The organism is Microcoleus sp. LEGE 07076 (assembly GCF_015207455.1).
Lineage (GTDB): Bacteria > Cyanobacteriota > Cyanobacteriia > Cyanobacteriales > Microcoleaceae > Microcoleus.
Map to the genome: position 1 here is coordinate 1 of NZ_JADEWV010000094.1, position 24,021 is coordinate 24,021.

At 46.7% G+C, this 24,021-nt stretch carries 19 protein-coding genes; 8 read left to right on the top strand and 11 right to left on the bottom strand.

Going from position 1 to position 24,021, the window contains the following annotated elements; genetic code table 11:
- From IQ270_RS16440 to IQ270_RS16450, 3 genes are all read left to right on the top strand, one after another.
- On the top strand, positions 1–520 hold a 520-nt coding region (locus IQ270_RS16440), incomplete at its 5' end, for a CHAT domain-containing protein (protein ID WP_193974238.1).
- Between the two features lie 127 nt (positions 521–647).
- The gene (locus IQ270_RS16445) at positions 648–1,004 is read left to right on the top strand and encodes a hypothetical protein (RefSeq protein WP_193974239.1); all 357 of its coding nucleotides are present in this window, start codon (positions 648–650) and stop codon (positions 1,002–1,004) included.
- A complete protein-coding gene (locus tag IQ270_RS16450; RefSeq protein WP_193974240.1) occupies positions 991–2,529 on the top strand; it encodes a hypothetical protein in 1,539 nt (512 codons plus the stop codon). Before IQ270_RS16445 ends, IQ270_RS16450 begins: the two co-directional genes overlap by 14 nt.
- Positions 2,530–2,534: 5 nt before the next feature.
- Here the strand turns inward: IQ270_RS16450 and IQ270_RS16455 are convergent, their stop codons facing one another.
- From IQ270_RS16455 to IQ270_RS16475, 5 genes are all read right to left on the bottom strand, one after another.
- Complete coding sequence (locus IQ270_RS16455) at positions 2,535–3,158, bottom strand: precorrin-8X methylmutase (RefSeq protein WP_193974241.1); 624 nt, start codon at positions 3,156–3,158, stop codon at positions 2,535–2,537.
- A gap of 40 nt (positions 3,159–3,198) precedes the next feature.
- Positions 3,199–3,348, bottom strand: coding sequence for a hypothetical protein (locus IQ270_RS16460; RefSeq protein WP_193974242.1), 150 nt, complete (start codon positions 3,346–3,348; stop codon positions 3,199–3,201).
- An 8-nt stretch (positions 3,349–3,356) separates the two neighbouring features.
- The gene (locus tag IQ270_RS16465) at positions 3,357–4,160 is read right to left on the bottom strand and encodes a TPM domain-containing protein (RefSeq protein WP_193974243.1); all 804 of its coding nucleotides are present in this window, start codon (positions 4,158–4,160) and stop codon (positions 3,357–3,359) included.
- A gap of 270 nt (positions 4,161–4,430) precedes the next feature.
- Positions 4,431–9,905, bottom strand: a complete 5,475-nt coding sequence (locus tag IQ270_RS16470; protein ID WP_193974244.1) for an AAA family ATPase — start codon at positions 9,903–9,905, stop codon at positions 4,431–4,433.
- An 873-nt stretch (positions 9,906–10,778) separates the two neighbouring features.
- The gene (locus IQ270_RS16475; protein WP_193974245.1) at positions 10,779–12,110 is read right to left on the bottom strand and encodes an ATP-binding protein; all 1,332 of its coding nucleotides are present in this window, start codon (positions 12,108–12,110) and stop codon (positions 10,779–10,781) included.
- A gap of 329 nt (positions 12,111–12,439) precedes the next feature.
- Here IQ270_RS16475 and IQ270_RS16480 point away from each other — a divergent pair, with 329 nt between their 5' ends.
- Complete coding sequence (locus IQ270_RS16480) at positions 12,440–13,348, top strand: cell division protein FtsQ/DivIB (RefSeq protein WP_193974246.1); 909 nt, start codon at positions 12,440–12,442, stop codon at positions 13,346–13,348.
- A gap of 377 nt (positions 13,349–13,725) precedes the next feature.
- On the top strand, positions 13,726–15,000 hold the full coding sequence (ftsZ, locus tag IQ270_RS16485; protein ID WP_193974247.1) for a cell division protein FtsZ: 1,275 nt from the start codon (positions 13,726–13,728) through the stop codon (positions 14,998–15,000).
- Between the two features lie 58 nt (positions 15,001–15,058).
- Here ftsZ and IQ270_RS16490 read toward each other — a convergent pair whose 3' ends face one another.
- Positions 15,059–15,835: an MBL fold metallo-hydrolase gene (locus IQ270_RS16490; protein WP_228056429.1), complete on the bottom strand. Its 777-nt coding sequence runs from the start codon at positions 15,833–15,835 to the stop codon at positions 15,059–15,061.
- A 263-nt stretch (positions 15,836–16,098) separates the two neighbouring features.
- Between IQ270_RS16490 and thiD the strand changes: the two genes are divergently transcribed.
- Positions 16,099–16,908, top strand: coding sequence for a bifunctional hydroxymethylpyrimidine kinase/phosphomethylpyrimidine kinase (gene thiD, locus IQ270_RS16495; RefSeq protein WP_193974248.1), 810 nt, complete (start codon positions 16,099–16,101; stop codon positions 16,906–16,908).
- Positions 16,909–16,911: 3 nt separating this feature from the next.
- Complete coding sequence (locus IQ270_RS32335) at positions 16,912–17,034, top strand: D-galactonate transporter (RefSeq protein ID WP_339384195.1); 123 nt, start codon at positions 16,912–16,914, stop codon at positions 17,032–17,034.
- On the opposite strand, the gene dndE is transcribed toward IQ270_RS32335, so the two are convergent.
- The 5 genes from dndE to IQ270_RS16520 all read right to left on the bottom strand — a co-directional run bounded on the left by dndE (position 17,023) and on the right by IQ270_RS16520 (position 23,044).
- Positions 17,023–17,424, bottom strand: coding sequence for a DNA sulfur modification protein DndE (dndE, locus tag IQ270_RS16500; RefSeq protein WP_193974249.1), 402 nt, complete (start codon positions 17,422–17,424; stop codon positions 17,023–17,025). The two genes, IQ270_RS32335 and dndE, sit on opposite strands and share 12 nt — an antisense overlap.
- Before the next feature lie 71 nt (positions 17,425–17,495).
- Positions 17,496–17,849 carry a GxxExxY protein gene (locus IQ270_RS16505; protein WP_193974255.1) on the bottom strand — a complete coding sequence of 118 codons (354 nt, stop codon included), beginning with the start codon at positions 17,847–17,849 and terminating at the stop codon, positions 17,496–17,498.
- A 367-nt stretch (positions 17,850–18,216) separates the two neighbouring features.
- Positions 18,217–20,214 (bottom strand): DNA sulfur modification protein DndD, encoded by a 1,998-nt coding sequence (gene dndD, locus IQ270_RS16510; RefSeq protein WP_193974250.1) that lies wholly within the window; start codon positions 20,212–20,214, stop codon positions 18,217–18,219.
- A 123-nt stretch (positions 20,215–20,337) separates the two neighbouring features.
- Positions 20,338–22,053, bottom strand: coding sequence for a DNA phosphorothioation system sulfurtransferase DndC (gene dndC, locus IQ270_RS16515; protein ID WP_193974251.1), 1,716 nt, complete (start codon positions 22,051–22,053; stop codon positions 20,338–20,340).
- Positions 22,054–22,075: 22 nt separating this feature from the next.
- The gene (locus IQ270_RS16520; protein WP_193974252.1) at positions 22,076–23,044 is read right to left on the bottom strand and encodes an HNH endonuclease; all 969 of its coding nucleotides are present in this window, start codon (positions 23,042–23,044) and stop codon (positions 22,076–22,078) included.
- A gap of 223 nt (positions 23,045–23,267) precedes the next feature.
- On the opposite strand from IQ270_RS16520, the gene IQ270_RS16525 reads away from it, so the two are divergent.
- On the top strand, positions 23,268–23,879 hold the full coding sequence (locus tag IQ270_RS16525; protein ID WP_193974253.1) for a hypothetical protein: 612 nt from the start codon (positions 23,268–23,270) through the stop codon (positions 23,877–23,879).
- The last annotated feature ends 142 nt before the right edge of the window (positions 23,880–24,021 follow it).

Genomic DNA, 24,021 nt, shown 5'->3' on the forward strand with positions numbered 1-24,021 from the left:
TGCTAAGGGCGGGCTTGAAGACGAGGGGCTAAAAACAAAGCGCTACATCACCCTACGCAACACCAGAAAAGCCAACCCCGAAAAATGTCTCAACCTGCGCGACATCTTTGGCGAATTGCAGTTACCAAAGTGCAGTCTCGTCACACTTTCCGCCTGCGAAACCGGGTTAACAAGTTCCACCGCCATGACTGATGAATACATTGGTTTACCCAGCGCTTTCTTGTATGCCGGTAGCATGAATGTTGTCAGCAGTCTGTGGGCTGTCGATGATTTTGCCACGGCAATTTTGATGATAAAGTTTTATCAAGAATTGCCCAAGGCAGATTCAGTAGCGATTGCTTTGAATTCGGCGCAAAACTGGATGCGCGGGGTGAGTCGCGAGCTTTTTGAAGTTTGGGTAGGATTGTTAAAATTAGATAAAAAATGTATGGAAACAGTCCAAGAGTGGTTAAGCTATTCCTCAAAGGATAAACCACCATTTAAAGACCCCGAATATTGGGCAGCATTTTGTGCTACTTGATACTAGGGCTCGGCATTCAGGCAGAAACCGGGTTTTTACCAAAATACTCGTTGATAGCCTGAAATCCCCGAAAAAACCCGGTTTCTTCACCCTTGCCTACAAACCTTGATTAACGGAGAATTGTTATATGACTGTTCACAAAGATATAACCAGTTTTATCGACTTGCTGAACAAAAAACCGAAAGTTTTTCAGCCGACAGCATGGCAAGATTTACCTCAATTAAACACAGACATACTAAAGTTAGCAGATAATGAATCAGCCATTGCCGAAACAATCAAAACTTGGTGTATGAAACACGATTTGGGAAAAATATTAAGAGATGGTACGCGGAAAGAAATCGAAGATGTGGGCGAACCTAGCCCAACGACAATGCAGCCGCTAACCAATATCACTCAAACTCTGCGTACCAGCATTGAAGAGAGTTACAAAAAACTTCAAGCCGCCGCAGAAAATCAATCAGATACCAGCAATGACTCCAAGTAACAAAATCTATGCCCCCAATGTTTATCTGTTTGCCTTCCACCTCTGCAACCCCCTAGAGTCAGAGTCGAATTCTCCTGTGGAATTCGGCAGTTTGTGGCAGAAATGCGATGAGATTTTGCAAGCTAAATTAGCAGTCAGTAACAAATTTAATGACAGCTATTTTCACAAAAAAGATGAACCTGTCGGCGGGCGTGTTAACCTGATTGATAAATCAAAAGTTAACGATCGCAATTCTCTGGATTTTGGTAAGGAGATTTCGGTTGAAAATCAGACAATTCCTGTCAAGGGTTGGGCGCTACCGATGCGAATTGATGACAGTTATGCCTTGGGTTTGCAAATTCGTGTTCCCGAAAAAGATAAAGGCAATAAAACACCTGTTGTCGATGTTAGCATTTTCCAGCAGTTTAATCCCGGTAACTGCTTGCTGCCGGATTTTGTGCAGAGTTATTTCGGGCAAACTTTGCTGATTACGGCTGGGCTGAGTGTGGAACAAAATCAGGCGGCGCGGGATGATTCGCAGTTTCTCAAAGGTTTGGGGAAACAGTGTCTGGAAAACTTGATTTCTGGTGACAGTCGCCCGGATTTCTGTCGTCAAGGCGAGTTATTCGGCAGTCCAATTTTGGAGTATGGAGATATTAATCAGCCCGATAATTACTGTCACGTTATTATCTGGTTTTTTAACAGTCCGACAACCGATGATATCTGGGATGAGACGCGCTATAAGGATTTTATGGATTTGTTTTTGTACCGCAATAAGATTCTTCGGGCTTATCGCGACTGCCGCAAGCTTTACCTGGTGATTCGCGAGGAGTACAAGCAAATTGAATTGGATATTGACAAGACTTTTAAGTATTTGCAGCGGGATAGGGCTCGGCAACGACAATCGAAAGGTGCGGGTTTAAATGAGGATGAATTGGAATATCTGGCCAATCAAATGATAGAGTTGCCGCCGCGGGCTGTGAACTATGCGCGGTTGCTGATTGATTTGCAGTTTCGCGAAAATACGATCGCCATTAATGTCCAAAATTACACAGATAAATTAAATGAAATAAGTCTTGACATCAAGTCAAGTAAAAAGTATAATGATAGTGATGCCGATTTAAGTTTCCTCGCAGCATTCAGTACGCAAAACTGCCCGCGGTTTCAAAGGCAGATTCAGGCAGATTTAGGTTATTTCAAACACGGTACGGGCTTGCTAGACAAAGCAATGGAAGCAATTCGAGGCGTTGTGGCGATCGAAGAAGCTTATCGCGATGCGAAATTAGAAGTGACGATTCAAGCAGTGGGCTTTGGTTTGGGAGTGGCGGGAGTAGTGGCTGGTGGCGCTCCTTATCTGATCAAACAAGACGCGCCCGATCGCAAATTTTATTGGCCGTTACTAACCCATGTAGAAATTCATCCTTTTGTGTTGGTACTGTTGATTAGTTTGGGTGCCGGTGGTGCAGTCTGGTTTGTCTTGATGTTTGGTGTCAAAATCAAGCAACTACTGCCTAAAATCAAGCAGCAGTTGCCACCTTTCCGGTAACATCATCAACTGTTCCCCTCTTGGCCGTAAGCCTGCCAAGCCAAATCCACCAACCCGTTCACAATCGCCACAGCCACCACCGCCGAACCCTTGCGCCCCTCAATCCGAATGTGAGGAACCATCGAATCGTTTAGCCGCGACTTGGCCACATCCACTCCCACAAACCCAGAAGGAGTCCCAATCACCAAAGCCGGCCGAATTTCTTCAGATTCAATCAAATCAACGATCGCCGACAAAGCAGTTTGAGCCTGACCGACGACAAAAATCCCTTCCGGATAGCGCCTTGCCAAAGTTTCAATCCCCCAAGCAGCCCGCGTCTTTTCCTTTTGAGGGCGCGTCAAAGCCTCCATCGAACAATAAACCGGATTCGCAAAGGTACTTTGGATTTGCGGCGTAATGCCCACCTGCACCATCGGCACATCTACCACGATCGTAGTTCGAGCAGCCAAAGCAGCCGCCCCGGCTTGCAAAGCCTGATCGGAAAAACTAATTAAAGACTTGTACTCAAAATCAGCAGTCGCATAGATCACGCGCCGGACTATTTCGTACTCCGCCGCTGAAAAACCGTGGTCGCCAATTTCGCTATCGATTAATCCCAGACTCTGGGCATCGCTTACGTGCCATTCCATTTGTTGGATAGCTGTTGCCTCTGAATTATCAAGTATCAGCTTACCAGCTTTTAGTCAGTTGACGGTTGAGGGTTGACGGTTGACGGTTGAGGGTTGACGGTTGACGGTTGACGGTTGACTGACAACTATCAGGGCGGGCACTCTTGGCACCGCCCCTACCAACTGCCAACTGCCAACTACCAACTGCCAACTGCCAAACTAGCTTTCCTCCGAAGGAGACTTGCCCAAAACTGGAGTCAAGAATGCTACCAAAGCCCCGATCGCAAAACCGGACACATTCCGAACCACAGGTAACCAGTCAGAAGTCCGAGTCACCACCGGCCCAAGTCCGAAAGCAAAAAACAGAATGCCCCACAGCGGCGAAAAAATCAGCGCCCACTGCCATGCCACAATCTGTCCCGGTTTCCGAGGCTGAGCCGCAAACCCGCAGATCACCCCGCCCAGCACTGATGTAATTAATGTCAGAATCCACTGTTCCCTGGGCAAACCGGGAACGACGCGGCAGCCGCCCTGACGCAAACAGCCTTCGATCGATTCCAAAGATTCAATGATCGATCGATCTTCACCATTTTCCCGGACAAAAAACTGATTGCCGTAGCGAGTTTGCAGTTCCACCCAAAAACTGCGCGGCAGCAGCGGATACAGCGAATCGCCCACATTAAAATTGAGCAAATTGCCGCCTCGGGGGTCAGCAACTAACAGCACACTCTTTTGATCCAAGCCCCAATAACTTTTGACGGCCAAACCGGGCGTGCGATCGTACTGAGTCAGCACTCGCAGCTTCCAGCCGGTTTCCGTCTCAAATTCATTTAAATTTTTTGCCAAATCCCCTTCTTCAATATCCGTAAGGGCTTTAGCTAAGTCAATGATCGGTGTTTGAATTTCTGGCAACAAATCGGGATTGTTGAAAGCGTGGGCCGCAGGTGCGATCGTCCACAGGCACAAAGCCAGGAAAAAGGCAGCAGCAGAGGCTAGAAATTTGCGCGGGAAAAGCTGTGACATAGGAACGAACTTCTAATTCAGGTATCAATGGTAGCTGGCGGTCTTAACCAAGGGATAAGAGAAAACTCATATTTCTTTACAATAGTTTACTTTACAGGAAGGCGAGAGCAAGGGGAAGGGTTGGGGGAAGAAAGTTTTGAACAGGAAAGGGGCATCGGGCCTAAAAGCATCGAACGTTAGTGTTAAATCACAACAGTGAACTGCCCCTACTATTGGCATCGCCTCTACCAACAACCAACTGCCAACGGCCCACTGTCAACAATCAAAAAGCTAAAACTGAGGTTTAGGCGTAGGCGCTACCCCCTCGCACAAACGCCGATCGCGCGAGCTCACATTAGGATTAGTTCTCAAATAATCCCCCACCCAATCGCAGCCCCTCACCAACAAATCATCAAGATCCAAATTCCACAAAATCACCCGATTGTCCCGGCCAGCAGAAGCCAGAACCTTCCCATCCGGGCTAAAACTCACGCTCATCACGCTGTCTTTATGTCCGGTCAAAGTTTTCAGCAAAGTCCCGCTGCGGCTCCACAACTTCACCTTGCGATCGTAACTGCCCGAAGCAACCAACAAACCGTCCGGGCTAAAACTGACGCTCGTCACGCTGTCACTAGAACCCTTCAGCAGCGTCGCCACCAAAGTCCCGTCCACCTTCCACAGCTTCACCGAATTGTCGTAACCAGCCGAAGCCAGCATTTTGCCGTCAGGACTAAAAGCAACCCCCAACACAAAACTGTTGTGAGCTCCTTCAAAAGTCCTCAGCAAACCGCCGTCCCGGTTCCAGAGTTTGACAGTACCGTCGTCGCTTGCAGAAGCCAGCATCTGTCCGTCGGGACTAAAAGCCACCCCAGTCACCCAGCCTTGGTGTCCAGTCAAAGTCTTAATCAACCTGCCCCCTCTCGTCCAGAGTTTCACAGTCTTGTCCTTGCTAGCCGAAGCAATAATCTCGCCGTCGGGACTAAAACTCACGCTCATCACGCTGTCGGTGTGGCCTGAGAGAGTGAAAAGCACAGAAGGCGAACAGGGGAACAGCGGCGCAGAAGGACAAGGCAGAATACTATTATTGATGCCATCTTCTTTCAGACTCCAGACTTTCACCGTTTTGTCGTAACTCCCAGAAGCTAGCAGCCGGCCGTCGGGACTGAAACTGACGCTGGAAACTTTCTGAGTGTGTCCTTCCAAGGTTTCCAGCAAAACCCCCGTGCGGCTCCAAATTTTGATAGTTTTGTCCGTAGAAGCCGAAGCCAGCCTTTGGCCGTCCGGGCTGAAAGTCACGCTTTGCACCCGGTTTTGGTGTCCGTCGAGGGTTTTTAGCGGCACGTCATCGAGCCGCCACAGCCTGACTGTTTTGTCAAAACTTGCCGAAGCCAAAGTTTTGCCGTCCGGGCTAAAACTCACCTGAGTAACTCGATCGGCGTGTCCCTCAAAAGTTCTTAGCAAGCGGCTTTCCGGTTTAATATTGCTAGCATCGGGGGCAAGTTTGTCACCCACATTAGCCAGATTCCAAAGTTTGACAGTTCCGTCGGCACCTGCTGAAGCCAGTGTTTGACCGTCGGGGGAAAAACTAACGCCAAATACCCATTTGCTGTGTCCCCGCAAAGTTGCTAGCAGTTCGCCCTTACTTGTTTTTGTTGAATTTTGTGTTCCTGGGCGTGTCAGCGCAGCAATGCTCCAGATTTTCACCGTTTTGTCTTCACCCGCAGTGGCGATCGTTTCACCGTCGGGCGAGAAACTGACAGTGTAAACTTTCGAGGGTTTTCTGTTTTCGCTGTGCCACAAATTAGCGATTAGCTTCCCGTCAGAACTCCACAGTTTCACCGTACCGTCATCGCTCGCCACAGCGACTATTTTCCCGTCGCGGCTGAAGCTGAGCCAATTTACCGGAGCTATTTGTTCGATCGTCCGTAGCAGCGTACCGTCAGTTTTCCAAAGTTTCACAGTCTTGTCTCTCGATCCAGTGGCGATAGTCTCCCCGTCCGGGCTAAAAACAACGCTGGTAACGCTATCAGTGTGACCCTTGAAAGTTGCCAGCAAACTGCCGTCAGTTTTCCAAAGTTTCACAGTTTTATCTAAACTTGCTGAGGCGATCGTTTTACTGTCGGGACTGAAAACCACACTGGCGACGCTGTTAGTGTGACCCTTGAAAGTTGCCAGCAAACTGCCGTCGGGCCGCCAAAGTTTGACTGTTTTATCCACGCTGGCAGAAGCTATTGTTTGACCGTCTGGACTGAAACTGAGACCCCAAACTACATCGCCGTGCCCCTCCAAGCGGTTTAGTTCTTTGACACCGTAAACTGCCTGCTGGAGGGCAGCAGCAATCAGAATTTCGGTGTCCTTGAGCGAGTCCATTTCTTGCGAGTGTTCCATCTGCCTCCACTTTTTACCCGCCCTCAAACTTTCCATCATCGCGTCAAATTTGTTGTTTGAGAAATAAAGAGCTTCCGAAGCTGCTGTCAGAGTATTGATTTCGGCTCGCTGAGTTTGAGCCACAGCTACCTGTTTTTGACCGACGGCCCGCCACCAAAAGTTGGCAGCCGCGATCGTAGAACTCGTCAGCAGCAGCACCCCGATCGCCGCTAATCCCAGCAGTTGTTTGAGAAAAGTATTGGCTCGGTAGAGCTGTGCTTGACTCATGTTTTTGTCGGCTTCGGCTTTGTGCAGTCTGGCTTCCAAGCCGAATCTTTGGCGGATCGGCCGCACTAAATAATCGTGTACCAATTGATAGCGGTCTTCCGGCGCTTCCCGCAGCAGAAATAGCAAACCGTGACCGACTAAAATATCTAAAATTAACTCGAGGTTGTCTGTTCTATTTTGTGTACTTTTGGAGTGTTTAGCGAATTTTAGCTGTAAGGGAATTCGGTCGGTGCTGCCGATCGCCAATAATTCATTTTCTTCGGCACCTGTTGGTTGGTGGCCCGTCACCAACGAGAGTTCGTGTTTAGTTTTAATCAGCCGCACCCCTCTTTCATCCGTCAGCGAAAACAAGATTTTCCAAGCTGCATCTTCGTTTGCCGGGCCGCAGTCAGATATGACTCCTTCGAGCGATCGCTTGACTAATTCTGCTTTGGGATTGTCGCCTAATTGCTGGTATTGTGCTAGACTGGTAATACCTTCTTCTTGCAATTGCGCTCCCACTATTTGCAGTTCGATCGGTCGCACTTCTTGCAGTTCGTCTGCTAAATCTTTGACAAAAGCATCGATCAGTGTCGGCTCTAAATAATATTCCGCCCGTTTCGTCAAATGTCCGATCGCAGCTCGCGCGTCTTTGAGCGAAAAACTCCGCAGTTGGTAGCGAATACCTTTGTCAAGAATATTATTGTTAATAGCATCGAGATCCGGGAAGCGGTCGCAGTCCAGTAAATAGTGCAAATAATCTTCGCGCAAACACAGAATTATCTTGACATAAGGCAGGTTCAAAAACAATCGCAAAAAGTTATAAAAAAGTTGTCTTTGTGCCACTGAAGTCGAAACAAAGAAAAACTCTTCAAATTGATCGAAAATCAGCACTGTCAACAAATTGTTTTTGCCATTCTCCCGCAACTGCTCCACAATAAAAGCAGAAATTTCCCCTTGGTGAGGTGGCACAACCGAGCAACTTCTGCAGTCTAGTTCCTGTAATCCTTTGGCTGCTAATTCTCCCTCCTCTTCAGCTTGTTTGTCGCACAGCGCCCCCTTCAAAGCCTTTTCCAATTCCATCAGCCAGTCGCCGTAAACTTTGACCACTACGGGCAAGGTATCGCGCGCGCCCGGAGTAATATTTTTCAAAGCAGGTACCAAGCCGGCGTTGACTAGAGAACTTTTTCCGACTCCGCTGGGCCCGTGAATAATAGTTAATTTATGGTCGTCCCTGCTAATTCTTTCTAGCAAGTTATTGATATCTGTTTGGCGGGAGTAAGCTGTCATGGAAGCTGCAATCGCCGCTTGATTCTGAGCTGAAGCGCTCAAAGGATTCACGGCTTGTCGCTGCTGCTGCAATTGGCTGGCTCCGATAAAAGCTCTAAATCCGTATTGATACTCGATCGAACGCTGGGTTGTTTTAATCCGAAAAGCTTTGAGATACTCTCCCTGCTCGAAATAAACCGCTTGCAGTTCGGTCAAAATATCGATGTAAAGGCGGGGGTCGTACTTCGGATCGCTTTGAGTTCGAGCCAACTCCAAAGAATGCACCGCCGCTTCCCACTGGCCAAGCTGCCGCAAACTTCTGGCCAACAGTAAAAGATACGAACTGCGATCGGATTTGGGATGTTGGATTTTAGATTTGGTCTCGTTGCTAGACTCGTTAGTACCCACAAATTCTGGATAATTTCCCTCAAACCCCAATCTCAAATCCTCAATCAGCAATCTCAAATCATTAGGCGTTTGATCCAAAATCGCCAAAGCCAACTCGGCTAGCTGGCGGGCTTGACTCCACCTCGAATGTTCCAGCGCCACTTCAGCCAAAAAGCCGTAATCTTGAGCTAGTTGGCTGGGCGTACCGTAAGTGAAGTGCAACTGCAAAGAATTTTCCGCTAATGCTTGCAACTCTCCCCAAGCTTTCAACCGCTGCAACACTTGTCCGAGGTGTGCTGTTACCTCGGCTACTAATTCCGGGCGCGATGCAAGAGAGAAGGCGTTTCTAGATTGTTCCAGGCTGATCCAAGCTTGTTCCCAGTGGTGGCGGTTAGCTACCGGATTTCTGGCTGCTTGCAGGCGGTGACACAAAGCTATGTGAAACAGCACTATGCCTTCTCTCTCTAAAAATAAAATTTTGGGGACAGGATTCAACAAAGATGAAGAGAAGGTTTGTCTGCTTTCAGAAGGTTCCCAGTTGCCGGTTTGCTGCTGCCAATATACCAAGCTTTCTTGGTAGTGAATTAAAGCCGTTTCGGTTTGGTCGCTGACATAGTAATCTCGACCGAGAACAAATTGCAGGCTGGCTTTGAGGGCGGGTTCCAGTTCTTGACCGCGATTTTGTAAATCTCTTAAAGCTAATTCTAGTTCTCGGCGCGACAAAGAGCCGATCGCCAAATCTAGGTTATTGCCGGGACTCAAAGGCGAATAGGAGTTTAGATCCGACTGTCGTTTGTTTTGAGGTTGAGGGATTGAGGTAACAAAGCGTTCTCCGGGGCTGATGGAGCGCTCCACCAATGCGCCTTGTTCCCAGTCGATTTCGTTGGTTGCAAAATTAGCGAGGGTGCTGGCAGTGCTGCTGCCGAGTTCTTGATTGAATTCTCCTATTTTAAATATACTATCGGCTCGCCCACTCAGGAAAGTAATTAATTCATCAACGGCCATTTCAAATTTAATTGTAGCGGCGGCCCAACTTTTGAAATCCGGGGCCAGACGAATCATTTTAGTCACGATGTCATCTGTTACCCACAAAATCACCGGGCAGGAAAAATTTTTGCGGAATTCGTCTCGCACTTGATTGGTAGAAGCCATCAGTTCGTCGATCGCCACCACTGTTTCTAAACCGAATACCATCAAAGCCGAGGCGGAACCAACGGGTGAAGACTCGCTCGGGAGCGTGTTTGCCACCAGGTTAGTGTAGAGGGTTTTGACGGTATTCGGCAAGACGATATCTTGAATTGGAACTGGGGACATTTCTCGCAGCCGCTGTGCCCACCGCTGCCGCAACCCCTCATAGTTGCAGCGCACCAAAATTAGCGAGAATTGCTTTTGAGACATGGCGATGGATCTTACCAGAGTTTTGAGCGATCGCTCGTTGTAGCTGGCAGTTTGTTGTTGTTTAAGCAGATCGGTCATGGGTGCACCCCTTTTGCAGAAATCAATTACCTAACGATCGCCGATCGTGACTGAAACGGTATCTACTTAGAGATACTCGTTCCAGTTCAGCGCTTTATATCTGTAGGAATACGTAGTTTTTCGTACTTCTCCTATGAAAACTTAGATATTCATTATGTTCAATCTAAACACATCATACATCTCAATCTCAGAGAATGCGAAACTTGACAGTAAAAATTAAAGTTAGCTTGATTGTATTTTTTATGAGTTACAGATAAATTGCTACACATTCTAAATAGCCACAGTTGAATTTATGAATAATACCCGCAGCTAGGTATTAGGAAACAGCCGAGGTCTATCTGTAGCAGGTATTTATAAAGAAATTATAAAGTTGATCGTCTGCCACGAGATTAGTTGAATGTAAGAGCAACAGGTAAAAACAGAATAGGGGGTCTGACATTGCAGATATGAGAGTAGAAATTGGAGAAAGTCCTTGGTGGTGGCAAATTTGTCTGGGGCCATAAAGTTCGCGATTTGCCCCCAGCAACAAACAAGAATTAGCCAGCGGCAAAAACCGCTGACTGTGTGATCTATTCGATTGCAAAAGTTGGGAGTTGTCAGCGGTTAATCAGAAATTAAAGAGTTTCTTGAGTCACCGAGAACGGGGTGTGGGTGGTAGGGGAAGATGTGATATCCCCACACCCTACAGGTAAAATCCCTTTTTTCAAAAAATGGACTACAAAAAAAATGTGTTTCTCGGCACGCAGTGCCCACAAATCAGCGTGTCCTTACTTGAAACCCCCGATTTTAATTATCGGGTTCCCTGCACCCCACACCCTCTTCACTGGCAGATTTAGGGATTGGAGATTTGCCAACCAATCTCAAAAATCCCAACTATTTTTGGTGAGTGCTCTGTTGCCATTCTTGATATTTTCTGGTTTCTGCTAGGGCTGGATTGATGCCAAACCAGCGACCTTCTGGATCGCGGTATTCAAAGACAAACATACTTCGCAACAAGATTTGAGATTCTTCTTCGCCAGTTACACTTTGTCGGTTGACAACTTGAAACAGCAGTTCCCATTCCGTGTCATTGATGGCTCCGAGAAGATCGTCGCGGTATTCTTGAATGACGCTTTCGAGACATTCGCGAGAGAAGGGGGGGTCTTCGTGTTGCAAACAGCTATACAAGAGCATCAGTAGATTGCGAACGTGACCGCCGCTAATCAGGCAGAGTCTGTCTAAAGTTTCAGGAGAGTCAAAAACTTTGGAAATTAAATCGATGCGTTGAGCAGGAGTAACTGTGGGGAAAGCTCTAGCTAATACTAGCTGTCGCAGCAGTGCCATTCCTTCAGAGTGGTTGTCGCCCGATCGCGTTTGGACTGGCACCATCGGCATTACCTTGGGTTTAACTCCAAATCGACTGGCGAGGCGGCCGAAGTCGTTGGAAAAAATCAAAGTCAGGGGAATCGTGTAGACGACGTGGCAATTGAGTTTTTTCAACTGTTCGCCCCGGTCTAAAAACAGGTATTCTGGCTGAGTGCGTCCGCTGGGTTTGAGGGAGGCATCGAGGCGATCGAGGTTGTCAACAATCACTGCGAGCCCTTTTTTGCCTTTGTGCTTGAGTTCAGTATTTGCTCTGTTGAGGAGTTCTTCGTTGATCGACTGCAAAATGCTGTTGGTGCGGGGTTCGAGATATTGCCGGAGTTGCGATCGCAGTTTCGGAGAGTCTTTAGTTTTAGCAGTAACTCTAGCAATGCCTACAGATAACTCGGCTTCCGCTGACAAATCGATCGGAGTCTGCAAAAATTCTGCAACTTCTGCAAACAGATTTGTAAAATAGCTCGGTCTGAGTTTGATTTTGGCCGCTTCCATTGTTTCGCTGACTTGGCGAGCAATGCTCAGCAAAATATCGCTGACATCTACATCTCCCATATCTAAGTCTTGGGAAGACTCGAAGTAGACGACGCAAAAACCCTCTTGCTCTAGCTCAGCTTTGAGTCGAAACAATTCCGTAGATTTGCCGCACCCGATATGTCCTGTAAATAGCTGACAGGTTGGCTCGTCGGGGGAAATCCGGGTAATGGTTCGCTGTAAAGATTCAATGATTTTGCCGCCGCGGACGGAACCAAAATCAATGTAGTATTGATAATCTCCTGGGTCTCCGGCGACAAGGGTTTTGCTCGGGTTGCAGGCTTTATAGAATCTGTCTAATTCGAGTGGGATCACAATTCAAGCCGACTAAAAGTTAATTGAAAGTCTAAACTTTCTTTCGTTGAGTTTAGTTTGATTTGTCACCTTTTGCCCTGTGGGGTAATGCCCTAAATACCCAAACAACCTGTATCGGCTAATCAACCGGACGGTGCGGGAATTTTAAATTTTTAATTAAGAAATCTTAATTACGTAGCTGGATCGGTGATTTTACGGATATTGGGATCCGTTATGGGTAATTTTGCGGGGATCTGATTAAATGGTAGGGGAGAAAGGGTCTGCAGTGGGCGAGATTAAACAGTTGTGAATTTGTGCTAATCATTAATTACTAAATTGTCAAGAGTTAGATGGCTAGTTTTGGAGCGGTTTCTCAAACAGAGTTAGGGCGCAGGCGCCAAGAGCTGCGGCGCAGGCGCCGGGTTCGATCGGCGGCTGTGGTGTGGCAAATGCTGGCAGCGAGCGCAATGGCCGGGGGTTTGTTGTGGTGGATGGCTGCGCCATCTTGGTTAATTGTTCGATCGGAACAAGTGAAGGTGGAGGGCAATCAGTGGTTGTCTGACAAGGCGGTGCGGTCTTTGGTGCCGCTGTCTTACCCGCAGTCGCTGTGGGGGATTCAACCGCAGGCGCTGGCGCAAAAGCTGGAGTTGACCGGGCCGATCGCCAAAGCAAAGGTGACTCGCAACTTGTTTCCGCCTTCTTTGACTGTAGAGGTGGCAGAACGGCTGCCGGTGGCGGTGGCGCAGCCGGCGGCGGTGTTGAGAACCAACAGCGACAAGGAAAAAGTGGGATGGCTGGACGCTCGGGGAGGTTGGATGCCGTCGGAGAGCTATACTGCTGCTGGGCGACCGTACAATAATAGTTCGATCGAACCGGGCAGCAATGGGGGTAGGGGGGCCGAGCATTCTTTGCCAACTTTAAAAGTGATCGGGCCTTTGGAACAGTATCGCGCCTCTTGGCCGAAGTTTTACCAAGGACTGAGCGGTTTGACGGTGAAAGTGTTTGAGATAGATTGGCAAGACCCGAGCAACTTGATCTTGAAAACCGAGATCGGTACGGTACATTTAGGGCCGTACAGTTATAAGACTGCTCGGCAACTTCAGGTTTTAGACCGAATGCGGCAATTGCCAAAACAGCTAGATTCAAGCAAAATAGCCTACATTGACTTAAAAAATCCTGCATCGCCGATCGTCCACTTGCCAGAACTCCCCCCTGGTTTGGAGAGTAAGACTCCAGAACCAAATCGGCGCCAGAATTGATTCTGGAGTCAACAGAAAGTAGAAAGTATCTGTCAATCGGCAGAATTTTTACTGCTGGCGATCGAGCTGCCGGGCTTGACATAGGGACACTTGTTTGATCTTGCCAGTTTAGGGAAAAAAAATCTGATGCTTTTTCCCGAGAGTGTCGTATCGGGCTATTATCGATTTTTTGTCCTTGTGCTTCGCCGTACAAATACCAAAGGCACGAGTGCCTGAACGGGGTAGGGGCGATGTGTGGGCGATCGACATAGGCCAAATCCGAGATTCCTAACATTCAGCCTCGACCTGTGTTAGTTTTTCGGCAACTTTAGCCTATAGTTGATGTGAATTGGCGTTTAGTTAAGTTAAAAAGCAGTAATCTACTATCCCCGACTCTAATGAAGCTTAATAATAGACAGGGGTCTGACCAAGACAGTCCCCCTTCGGAAGAAGTAAAAAATTTTCCGGTGGCTCTCGATTCCGCCAATCCGTTTAGACGCAAGTCAGGTTATGTAAATGTAGATAGTATTGATATCGATCCTATGGTGAATCCCAAAGACATAATGCCCAGCAGTGCCGCGAGAATCAAAGTAATTGGTGTCGGCGGGGGTGGTGGCAACGCCGTTAACCGGATGATTGCTAGCGAGATTTCAGGGGTCGAGTTTTGGTGCGTGAATACAGATTCCCAAGCTCTGGTGCTGTCAAATGCTCCGAAACGCTTGCAAGTCGGACAGAAGTTGACGCGCGGTTTGGGTGCCGGAGGCAATCCGGCGATCGGACAAAAGGCAGCCGAAGAATCTCGCGACGAAGTTGCTAATGCTTTGAATCACGCGGATTTGGTGTTTATCACCGCAGGCATGGGCGGCGGTACGGGTACGGGCGCGGCTCCGATTGTCGCTGAAGTAGCTAAGGAAATGGGCGCGTTGACTGTGGGCATAGTAACGCGGCCTTTTACGTTTGAGGGACGGCGGCGCACCAGCCAAGCTGAGGAAGGGATTGCGGCTTTGCAAACCCGGGTGGATACATTGATCGTGATTCCTAACGACAAGCTGCTGTCGGTGATTTCGGAACAAATGCCAGTGCAAGAAGCTTTTCGAGTTGCTGACGATATCCTGCGCCAAGGGGTTCAGGGTATTTCTGACATTATTACGATTCCCGGTTTGGTGAATGTTGACTTTGCCGACGTGCGGGCTGTAATGGCGGATGCGGGTTCGGCGTTGATGGGAATCGGGGTGGGTTCGGGCAAGTCGCGGGCTAGGGAGGCTGCGATGCAGGCTATTTCTTCGCCGCTGCTGGAGGCTTCGTCTATTGAGGGCGCTAGAGGTGTGGTGTTCAACATTACTGGCGGTACTGACATGACGCTGCACGAGGTGAATGCGGCGGCGGAGACGATTTACGAAGTTGTCGATCCGAATGCGAATATTATTTTTGGAGCGGTGATTGATGAGCGGCTTCAGGGAGAAATTAAAATTACTGTGATCGCTACAGGTTTTTCCGGCGACATTCAGCCTCCTCCGGCTCCGGGGCGGACTCAAAATGTTAATGCTCCTTGGCGGGCTGCAACAGTGCCTGTGACTCCTGCTCAACAGACGCAGGATCCGAAAACGAAACCGCCGGAGGATTTTGGATTGGATATTCCTGAGTTTTTGCGTAACCGCCGCCCGCCGAGATAATTTGAGATTTGGGATTTGGGATTTGGGATTGAATCTGCAATCTCCAATCGGAAAAATTTCAAATCTCTAGGGTTTGTCCGGGTTCGGGTTCGAGGAGTTGGGTGGCAAGTCCGGATTTTGCTAGCAAATCGCGAAATTCGGGGAGGCTGCCGATCGACCGCACGAACATCGGTAAAATACCAGTAGCTTTAATATCTCCCATGGTTGTAGGCAAGAAATACTTGGGTTTCAACGTTTGAGCGAGGTTGAGGGCTTCTTTGGGACCGATGATGATTTGTCCGAGCAAGGGGAAGATTTGACCGACGATGGGGGTAATGGCCACGTCTACGGTGTCGATTTTCTGTTTAACTTTGTCTAATGGCGGTAAGTGCGGTTCGTAATAGAGTGTTTCGCCGCTACTTAAATCTTTTAACAAGTACCCGTTTTCTTCCTGTCCCGGCTGAATTTCGGCTCCGGGTACGGCGGTAATTTGTAACTTTTCTTGAAAATTAGATTGTTGCCAATTTGCCAAAGATGTGATCTTGGTGTAGCCCAAACTGCTGAGGACTTTGGCGGCGGTGGGTGAGGCGATGGCGGGAGTTGCGCGATCGAGCTGTTGGAGGGTAGGTTTGTGGCAGTGGTCGTCTAAGCCTTGGGAAATGAGGAGGAGGTCGATCGGCGGTAATGTTTGTGGCGTAAAGGCGACGGGCGTGTTGTGGTAGGCGGTGAACAGCCAGGGTTGACCGTAAAATACCAGGGGATCGACTAGCCAGGGATCGACGAGAATAGTTTTGCCGGCAATGTGGAAGATCCAAGAGTTGAGGTCAATGCGGGTGAGTTTCACTGTTGTTGGCAATAATTCTTTACAATTGGTTTAATTATATCAATTCCGGTTGCACCGTCAGGTGATTGTTGACTGTTGACTGGCGGGTCGAAAAACTGAATGGTTGAGTGTTAACTGTTGACTCGATTTGATGATTCCGATGCAGCCGGAAAAGATATCGTAGCTAATTTTGTTTGGGAATTTGGAACCGCAGATGGGGGCGGATGAACGCTGAGGAACGCGGATAAGATGGGATGTGTCTGGGAAAGCGGGGCTTTATTTGCGGTGGAAAAAAGATGATGAAATCTAAAATTCCTGTGGCTTTGACTGTGGCTGGATCTGACAGCGGCGGCGGGGCCGGGATTCAGGCGGATTTGCGGACTTTTGCGTTTCACTGCGTGCACGGTACGAGTGCTGTGACTTGCGTGACGGCTCAAAATACTTTGGGGGTGAAGCGGGTGGATGCTTTGTCGGCGGAGGCTGTGGCGGCTCAATTTGATGCGGTGGTTGGGGATATTGGGGTGGATGCGGTGAAGACTGGGATGCTGCTGAATCGCGAGATTATGGCCGTGGTGGCGCAGCAGGTGGAAAGTTGGAATTTGGGGAATTTGGTTGTCGATCCGGTGATGGTTTCTCGATCGGGCGATCGACTGATTGATGATGGGGCGATCGCCTTTTTGCGAGATGTTTTGATACCAATGGCTGCTGTGGTAACTCCGAATCGGTTTGAGGCTCAGATTTTAAGCGGTTTAGAGATTGCTTCTGTCGATGATATGCGATCGGCGGCGCAAGAGATTTATCGCAAAGGCGCGAAAGCTGTTTTAGTCAAAGGCGGCGGAATGGCGGGAGATTTGCGGGGGATTGATGTGTGGTTTGACGGTACGCGGTTAGAGACGTTGAAAGTCGAGACTGTCGATACTGGAAATACTCACGGGACTGGGTGTACTTTGAGTGCTGCGATCTGCGCTAATTTAGCATTAGGTAAAGATTTGTTTACCTCAGTAACATTGGCTAAAAATTATGTTACCAATGCTCTGAAATATGCTTTAGATATTGGAGCAGGTCAAGGGCCAGTAGGGCATTTCTTCCCGCTTTTACTGAAGTAAGAAATTATTAGTTACTGGTTATTGGTTATTGGTTATTGGTTATTGGTTATTGGTTATTTTTTACTTGTTTGGGGCTGCTTAACAGTCAACAGTCATCACTCATTAGTCAACGAGTTAACTTCTTAATTTTTCAGGCGAAAGAGCGATCGCCACCAAATCTTCTATTTTCTTAAGATTCGGATCGCCAGCTAAATAACCAATACCTCGGTGCAAGTGCAGGCGAAATTGTTTAGCTAGAGTTTCCTTGGACCTGCCCAAATTATCTTGGTGACACCGCTGCTTGAGGGCAATTATCAGGATATCCGCCATGTCGCCGCCAAAAACATCCCAGCTTAGTTCGACGTTGCTGTCGCTGGGAATTGGTACTGGCGACGGGATGCTGGGTTCGGCGAGAGACCTGCAAAATCCCCAGCGGCAGAGGACATTCCAGCGATCGATTTTGGTCGATCGTTTCAGTTTTGAGAGTTGGTCTTTGGCTGTTTGAGATAAAAGGATGCGATCGACTGGTGGTTCCATGAGTTGAGAATTTTGTTACCGCAGATGAATGCAGATGAACGCAGATTGTAACATAAGATTGTATTTGCGGTTTAGAAATTGTGAACTATTCGTTTAATTTCTACTTTGGGGTTGCCGAAATTGATTAGCAAGCAGACAGTTATCTTGGTAGCTTTTATGACATTGAGACACTGCGCTGTTTCTGTTTCACCGAGAGATTTGATAGCTTTGAGTTCTACAAGCACGGATCTTTCCACTAAAATATCCGGCACAAATTTCCCAACGATTATATCTTCATAATGGACATAAACTGTAAACTGAGGTTCAACCAACATTCCTGTTTTGCGGAGTTCATAAACCAAAGCATTCTCATAAACTTTCTCTAAAAATCCGTAACCCAAGTTATTTCCAACCTTAAAAGCATACCCAATAATTGTTTCCGTAATCTCATCTCATTAAGTTCCAATCTGCGTTCATCCGTGTTCATCAGCCCTTATCTGCGGTTTCAAAAATCATCATCTTTGCAATCATCAGCGGTTCCAAAAATCAAATCTGCGTTCATCAGCGTACATCAGCCCTCATCTGCGGTTTCAAAAATCATCATCTTTGCAATCATCAGCAGTTGGTTAACATTTCTTTACACGGCGGGGATTGATTAAACGGTTTTTTTGTATGATGATTATAGAAGGATTTATTTTTAATAATGGGATGGTCGCAAAAATAAAATTTTCGCAACCATCCCATTATACTACGAATAGTACCGCAACCCCAGGGAAAAGTCAAGGGGTTGCGGCAATTTTTTAGGGCGAATTTTCACTCCCAAAAATAGCCCGGTTCGACTGTGGTTTGGTGTTTGGCGGGGTCATATTTCAGGAGGTAGCTGTGGGCTATCGCCCCTAATTCTCGCAGTTTATCGTATTCTGTTTTTCTAATTTCGGTGTCGGTGGAAAGCAGGATGACTTGGTGGCTGGCTGAGGGAAAATACCGTTCGACTAGGTTGTTTCTGTGGGAGGAGTCGAGGCGGCCGAGGGGTGTGTCGATCGCGACAGGTAATTGTCTCCCGGATACTCTGGCCAATCCCCACAAAAAGGCGATCGCCAGCAGTTGTTTTTCACCGGCAGAAAGTCGGTGTTTGGGTACCGGTTTGCCTTCTGGATCGTAAATAGAAAGGCTGAAAGTTTCGGTATCTATTGCCACTCTGTGCACCAGGTCGGTTTTGTGCAGCAGGTAGCGGAAACAGTCGGTGATTTCTACTTCGAGTTTGTTGAGTTTTTTGAGGGTGAGTTTTTCTTTAAAAAGTTTGAGGGTATTTTGGGCTTTGGCGATCGAATTGATGACGTGTTGGCTGTTTCTAACTGTGAGATATTCGCTGCTGTAGCTTTCTAATTCTTTCTGAGTTTTCTCTGATTCTTTTTTTAATTCCGCGATGCGGCTGTTGGCTGACTCGCAGGCGGCGGCTGCGATTGCGACTTCTTTTTGGGTTTTCCTGACCTCAGATTCTAGTTGTTCGTAGGCTTCGGGGGAAGCAGCGGCGGCGAGTTGTCTGTCTGTGAAGTCGATTTCTGTTTCGATGTTTTTGATTTCTTCTATTTGTTGGGAGGCTAGATTTTGCTGGTTTTGGATTTGGTAGCCCAGCAGGTTTTCTAGTTGCTGGATGCTGTTGTTTTCGGCGTTTATCCAGGGCGCGGTGTCTGTGGCTGCTTGCTGTTCGAGTTCTTGGTTTTCTTGGCGGATGAAGTCTTGTATTTGGTCTAGCTGTTGGGGATTTAATGAAATTTCGGCGATGTATTTGAGGAGGCGATCGCTTCTTTGTTTGATAACATTTTGGGCAATCTTTGCTTGCTGCTGGGCGGCTTCGGTTTCTGCTTGAACTTTTGCTGCGGTTAGCAAGGGCGAAATTAGGGCTAGCGGTAGGGTGTTGGATGCCAATTCAATCAAGGATTGGCGGCTTTTTTCTGCCTGAGTTGTGTAGTCGTTTAGCTGTCTTTCTAGTTGACTGCGATCGGCTGCAATTTTCCCGCCTTGATAAATGAATTTCTCTGAGGCTTGTTGCTGGTGTTTTTCAGCTTTTTCTAATTCATTTTTTAAGCTGGCTAATTTTTCGTTAGCCAAGTCTGTTTCAGCAGTAATATTTTGAAAAGTTTGTTCAATTTTTTCTAAAGCTGCCAAGTCTTTTTTGCCGGCAATTTCTTTGCGCTTGCGGCCGGCTAATATTTCTAAATCGACGGCGAGGCGTTCTGCTAATTCTAAACCCAACAAAGATTTAATCGCCCCGATCACAAACTCCGGCGGTGTTTCGAGTTCTGCGAGTTCTTTTACTTGTTCGCCGTCAAACAAAAATAAATTGGATATTCCGACTGGTAAAAGGGTTTCGATGTATTCGTCCCAGGTGTTAGTAATTGCTTTGTCCGACCACCAATCGTTAACTATTTCGCTGTATATTAGAATACTCAAAGTGTCTTTAATGTCGGATTTTTTCCAGTACCTAACTATTTTGAACTGAGTTAATTTATCCTCTTGGACTTGTTCAAAGGTTAGTTCGACGCGGGTGTCTTCTAAGGGGGGAGTGTGGCGGTTGACGCATTGATTGATGAAGTCGCTGTAGCTGAGATTGCCTCTGGTGGAACATTGGGCTCTACTACCGTAAAGGGCCAGGCGAATTGCGTCGAGTAAGGTGGTTTTACCTCCTCCGTTCATGCCGCCAAACAGGATTACCGGGCAGGGATTTCCGTCTGTTTCGGGGCGGAGGTTGGTGGTTTGGGTGCCTGAATAGGGGCCGAAGTTTTTGAGGACGAGTTCGAGGAATTGCATTGTAGATGTTGTTGAGATGGATGAGTGTTTGTAAGCGCGATCGATTTGTCCGACAGTCGGAGAGTCCGACAGGGATTGAAATCCCCGGCGGACTGCGGATAAGCCCGATCGACATTATTCGACCTAATCTTTGCTATTTTCCCCTGCTGAATTTGGGGTTGAATATTTAATATCCGCCCAAGACAATTGCCTGCCTTCACTGCTGTTGCTTTCGAGTTCTTGTTTTAGTTTGGCAATATCGGCCGTATCATTTTTGGCAGAAGCGTTGGTTTTGGCGATCGCATCTTTCACTTGCTGAATATTCTCAGTCGGATTTGCTTTGACAGCTTCCACCGCTGTTTTTAAGTTGCGTTGATAGTGGGCGTTACCAATTGCTTCTTTCTCCGATCGCGAACTCGTTTCAAAGCATTTGTCCAAATCCGCGTAAATGCCTGTCCGGCGTGGTTTTGTGTAGTATTGGCGTTCTGTGTCGAGGAGTTTTGCCATCAATTCCAGGTGCATTTTGTCCTCGCTGCAAATTTCTGCGATCGCAGTCCATTCGTCGCTACCGAGGAGTTTTCTTTCGGCGGCGGGACGGGAATCTTCAAAGGGTTCGCCCGTAACTTCTTCGTAAATGCGGGGCAAAGAGTCGTCAAATTCGTGTTTTTGTTCCAGCCAAATTCGGCGAATTTCGCTAAGTTCTTCCGGGGTAATTAAGGTGATGTCGCGCATTTCTTCGGGTGCGGTTTTGCGGATTTTAGTTTGTGCTTCCAAGACTCGTCTCAGCCAGTGTTCCCGCCAGAATTTGGTGTAGGGGCCTGGGATGGGTTCGACGGAGGTTGTGTCGTCGCCCATGTTGCGTTCAAACAGTTCTACTCTACCGTAGATGCGTCGGAAATCTCTTTTTGGGCGATCGTCTTTTATATCTAATTCGTTGCGAATATCGAGAAGAGGCTGCATCCATTCTTTTTCTTCATCATTTTGAATCATTGCCTCCATTGATTTATCTTGGCTTACCATCGTACAAACCCAGCAGCCAAAGCGAGAACTCCCGCAGCTAGGCGTAGAAGTATCGACAACTAAAGGACATTCATTGTCTGCTGTCGCACCGCGATACATAGTAAATAAATCTTTGTTGCTATTTTCCCAAGGATTAGACCACTGATTTAGATAAATCCAGACTTCATCAGTTCGCCAATCTTCTATTGGACTATAAATTAGGGAATTAGGCAGACTAGGACTCTGATAAAGTAGAGATTTAATGGAACTAGATTTATCATTTAGGCGGTCACTCATGCGACCTATTTCATGTTTCTCCATTGAAGCAGCCCGTTTAATACTTTCAGCTTTGCGAGTACCCAATATGAGAATCACTTCTCCATTGATTCTTACCACATCACGAACGAACCGATTAGAAGGAAGGATTTTCAGGCGTTCAGTACACCAGCGAAATCCATGTCTCGGTGCTGGATAGCCTTTTCCCATCAAGTTAACCCAGAAAGTATCTTTGACATCTGGATAAAGCATATGAGGCTCTATTGGGAGCTGTTGCTCTATAGCAGCAGACTTCATCTGTTTTAATGACTGACGTACCCAAGTAGAAACTATAGGGTTTTCTACCAGTGTATCGGTTGTGATAATATAGATTTTTTTTGTTCTTTTTTCTGCTGGTAATTCTGCTATTGCATACCAGATAAGCTGCACTACGGTAGTGCTGTCTTTTCCGCCAGAATATCCGACCACCCAAGGAATATCATCTAAACAATATAAATCTCTAATTTCTTGACTTAATTGTTTGATTTCTTCTACTAAATCCCTAACGGTACGGGGTGGAAAAAGTGGTAGCATTGTTTCTGTCATTTATTCAAACTCAGTTACGTAATTAAGCTCTAAATACATTCACCCGATGCCAGTGTAGCGATTCAAGTCTTGGTAGATATTGATCTAAACTTGGCAGAAGAATAGTTTCACTATGAAAATCTTTCATAGTTCTGGCATTGGGGGATTCCTCTTCTAAATCATTAGCGACGATAATTCTGTAATTATCATCTATAGCAAACCAACCCTGGTCAAAAGCCCAATGATGATTTTTACACAATGATATCCCATTATTAATTTGATTGTCATAAAACTTTGAAAACGGTTTGATATGTGAGCCATCTACAATATTTTGAGTGAAATTCCTGATAACTTTTAATCTACAAAATGCACATTTGTAATCATACGTATGTACTACGGCTTTCCTAAAAATAGCATTTCTTACAGCCGATTTGGTTAAATAGAATCGAGGTTCTGCATCAATATTTCCTGCTAGGCCCGATATTTCTGTTTCTGCCTGAGCAACATTTTCAAAGTCTTGATTAACTTGCAAAATATCTCCGATATCATCCCTGTTTGATGAGAACCATGCAGCTATCAGTGTATCTATTAATTCGGCTCTATAATGTGGTTCTTGCAGTAGATTAAATAATTCACTATCCAGACTTGCGTATTCTACAGCTTCTTTTAACTTGTTTGTTGTTTTAGGTTCTGATCCCTTAAATCCAGACTTAGGTGTTATATGCCAGAAACCGTCTGTTTTCATGCGAATAAAGGGATAGTACAAACCCTTCTCCCAAAGGTCAGATGCTACTAATACATTCCAATACTTCTCAAATGTTTTAAGCAAATTATCAGAAACATAAATTTGATTTTCATTAATTATGCCTTGAGCAATTAGGTCAATTATTGACAATAGTAATATTGGCTTATGGGGAGCCTTACTGCCTTTCTGTTTGTTGACACCAAGGTTTGCGAAACGTTTACAATAGTACGCTAAATTCTTATTTTCTGGCTCCTGTCCCGTACTCACCGCTTCCTCCTGCTATGATTAAATATAATCCAGTCTGAAATTTTACACGATTTTTAACAAAAAGTTAAGAGCCGCAAACTAAAACCATAATGCAGAAACTACACAATTTAAGCAGTGTCAGCAGACTAACAAGTAATTTTCTAGCCTAAACAGGAGATAATTATATCACTGTCGGCGTGCATCTGCGGTCAAAAAAATTATCTCTCCTACCCCCAAATCAAATATGTCCTACAGCGACTTCAAAACGATCGACCAAGCCGTCTCAACCCTGGATCTAACCGTTGAAGACATTCCCCACTTATTCAGCCAAATTACCCCGATCGCACCTTCAGAACGTCTCAAGCAAACCCTAGACGAAGGTTTAGACTTAGCCTCAAGTATCAGCACGGAAAAAGCTCGATCGGAATTAATCATCACTCCCATTCTACTCGAAATCCGGCGCACTTTTCACAACAAAATCGGCTACTTTTCCGGCAACACATTTAACGTAGAAGATAGCAAAGGATTGACAGGGGCTTGTGACTTTCTCCTCAGTGCATCGAGCAATCAATCATTGGTGACGGCACCAGTCTTGACATTGGTGGAAGCAAAAGACAACGATATTAGAATAGGATTGGGACAGTGCGCGGCTCAGATGGCAGCAGCTCAAATATTTAATGCTCGTAAAGGGCAAGAACAATCTGCGATTTATGGAGCGGTTTCAACGGGTACAAACTGGAAATTCCTAATCCTGGAAAATCAGTTGTTAAAAATTGATTTGACTGAATATTTTATTACTCAGTTAGACCAAATTTTGGGCATTCTTGCAGAACCGTTTCGACGCTATTTTAATTAAAATCACAGATTTTAGCGTATCACGGGCGTAGCGCCTGTGGTACACCTGCAGCTTCCAAACCCAACCGATTTTTCAAATAATCAGTCATCCAACTAACACTCGCCCTCGACCTAGAAATTCCCCCTTTCAACAAAATCCCGCC

Coding starts and splice junctions, on each gene's coding strand:
- IQ270_RS16445 (WP_193974239.1), top strand. CDS start 648: ATGACTGTTCACAAAGATATAACCAGTTTTATCGACTTGCTGAACAAA.
- IQ270_RS16450 (WP_193974240.1), top strand. CDS start 991: ATGACTCCAAGTAACAAAATCTATGCCCCCAATGTTTATCTGTTTGCC.
- IQ270_RS16455 (WP_193974241.1), bottom strand. CDS start 3,158: ATGGAATGGCACGTAAGCGATGCCCAGAGTCTGGGATTAATCGATAGC.
- IQ270_RS16465 (WP_193974243.1), bottom strand. CDS start 4,160: ATGTCACAGCTTTTCCCGCGCAAATTTCTAGCCTCTGCTGCTGCCTTT.
- IQ270_RS16470 (WP_193974244.1), bottom strand. CDS start 9,905: ATGACCGATCTGCTTAAACAACAACAAACTGCCAGCTACAACGAGCGA.
- IQ270_RS16480 (WP_193974246.1), top strand. CDS start 12,440: ATGGCTAGTTTTGGAGCGGTTTCTCAAACAGAGTTAGGGCGCAGGCGC.
- ftsZ (WP_193974247.1), top strand. CDS start 13,726: ATGAAGCTTAATAATAGACAGGGGTCTGACCAAGACAGTCCCCCTTCG.
- thiD (WP_193974248.1), top strand. CDS start 16,099: ATGATGAAATCTAAAATTCCTGTGGCTTTGACTGTGGCTGGATCTGAC.
- dndE (WP_193974249.1), bottom strand. CDS start 17,424: ATGGAACCACCAGTCGATCGCATCCTTTTATCTCAAACAGCCAAAGAC.
- dndD (WP_193974250.1), bottom strand. CDS start 20,214: ATGCAATTCCTCGAACTCGTCCTCAAAAACTTCGGCCCCTATTCAGGC.
- dndC (WP_193974251.1), bottom strand. CDS start 22,053: ATGACAGAAACAATGCTACCACTTTTTCCACCCCGTACCGTTAGGGAT.
- IQ270_RS16525 (WP_193974253.1), top strand. CDS start 23,268: ATGTCCTACAGCGACTTCAAAACGATCGACCAAGCCGTCTCAACCCTG.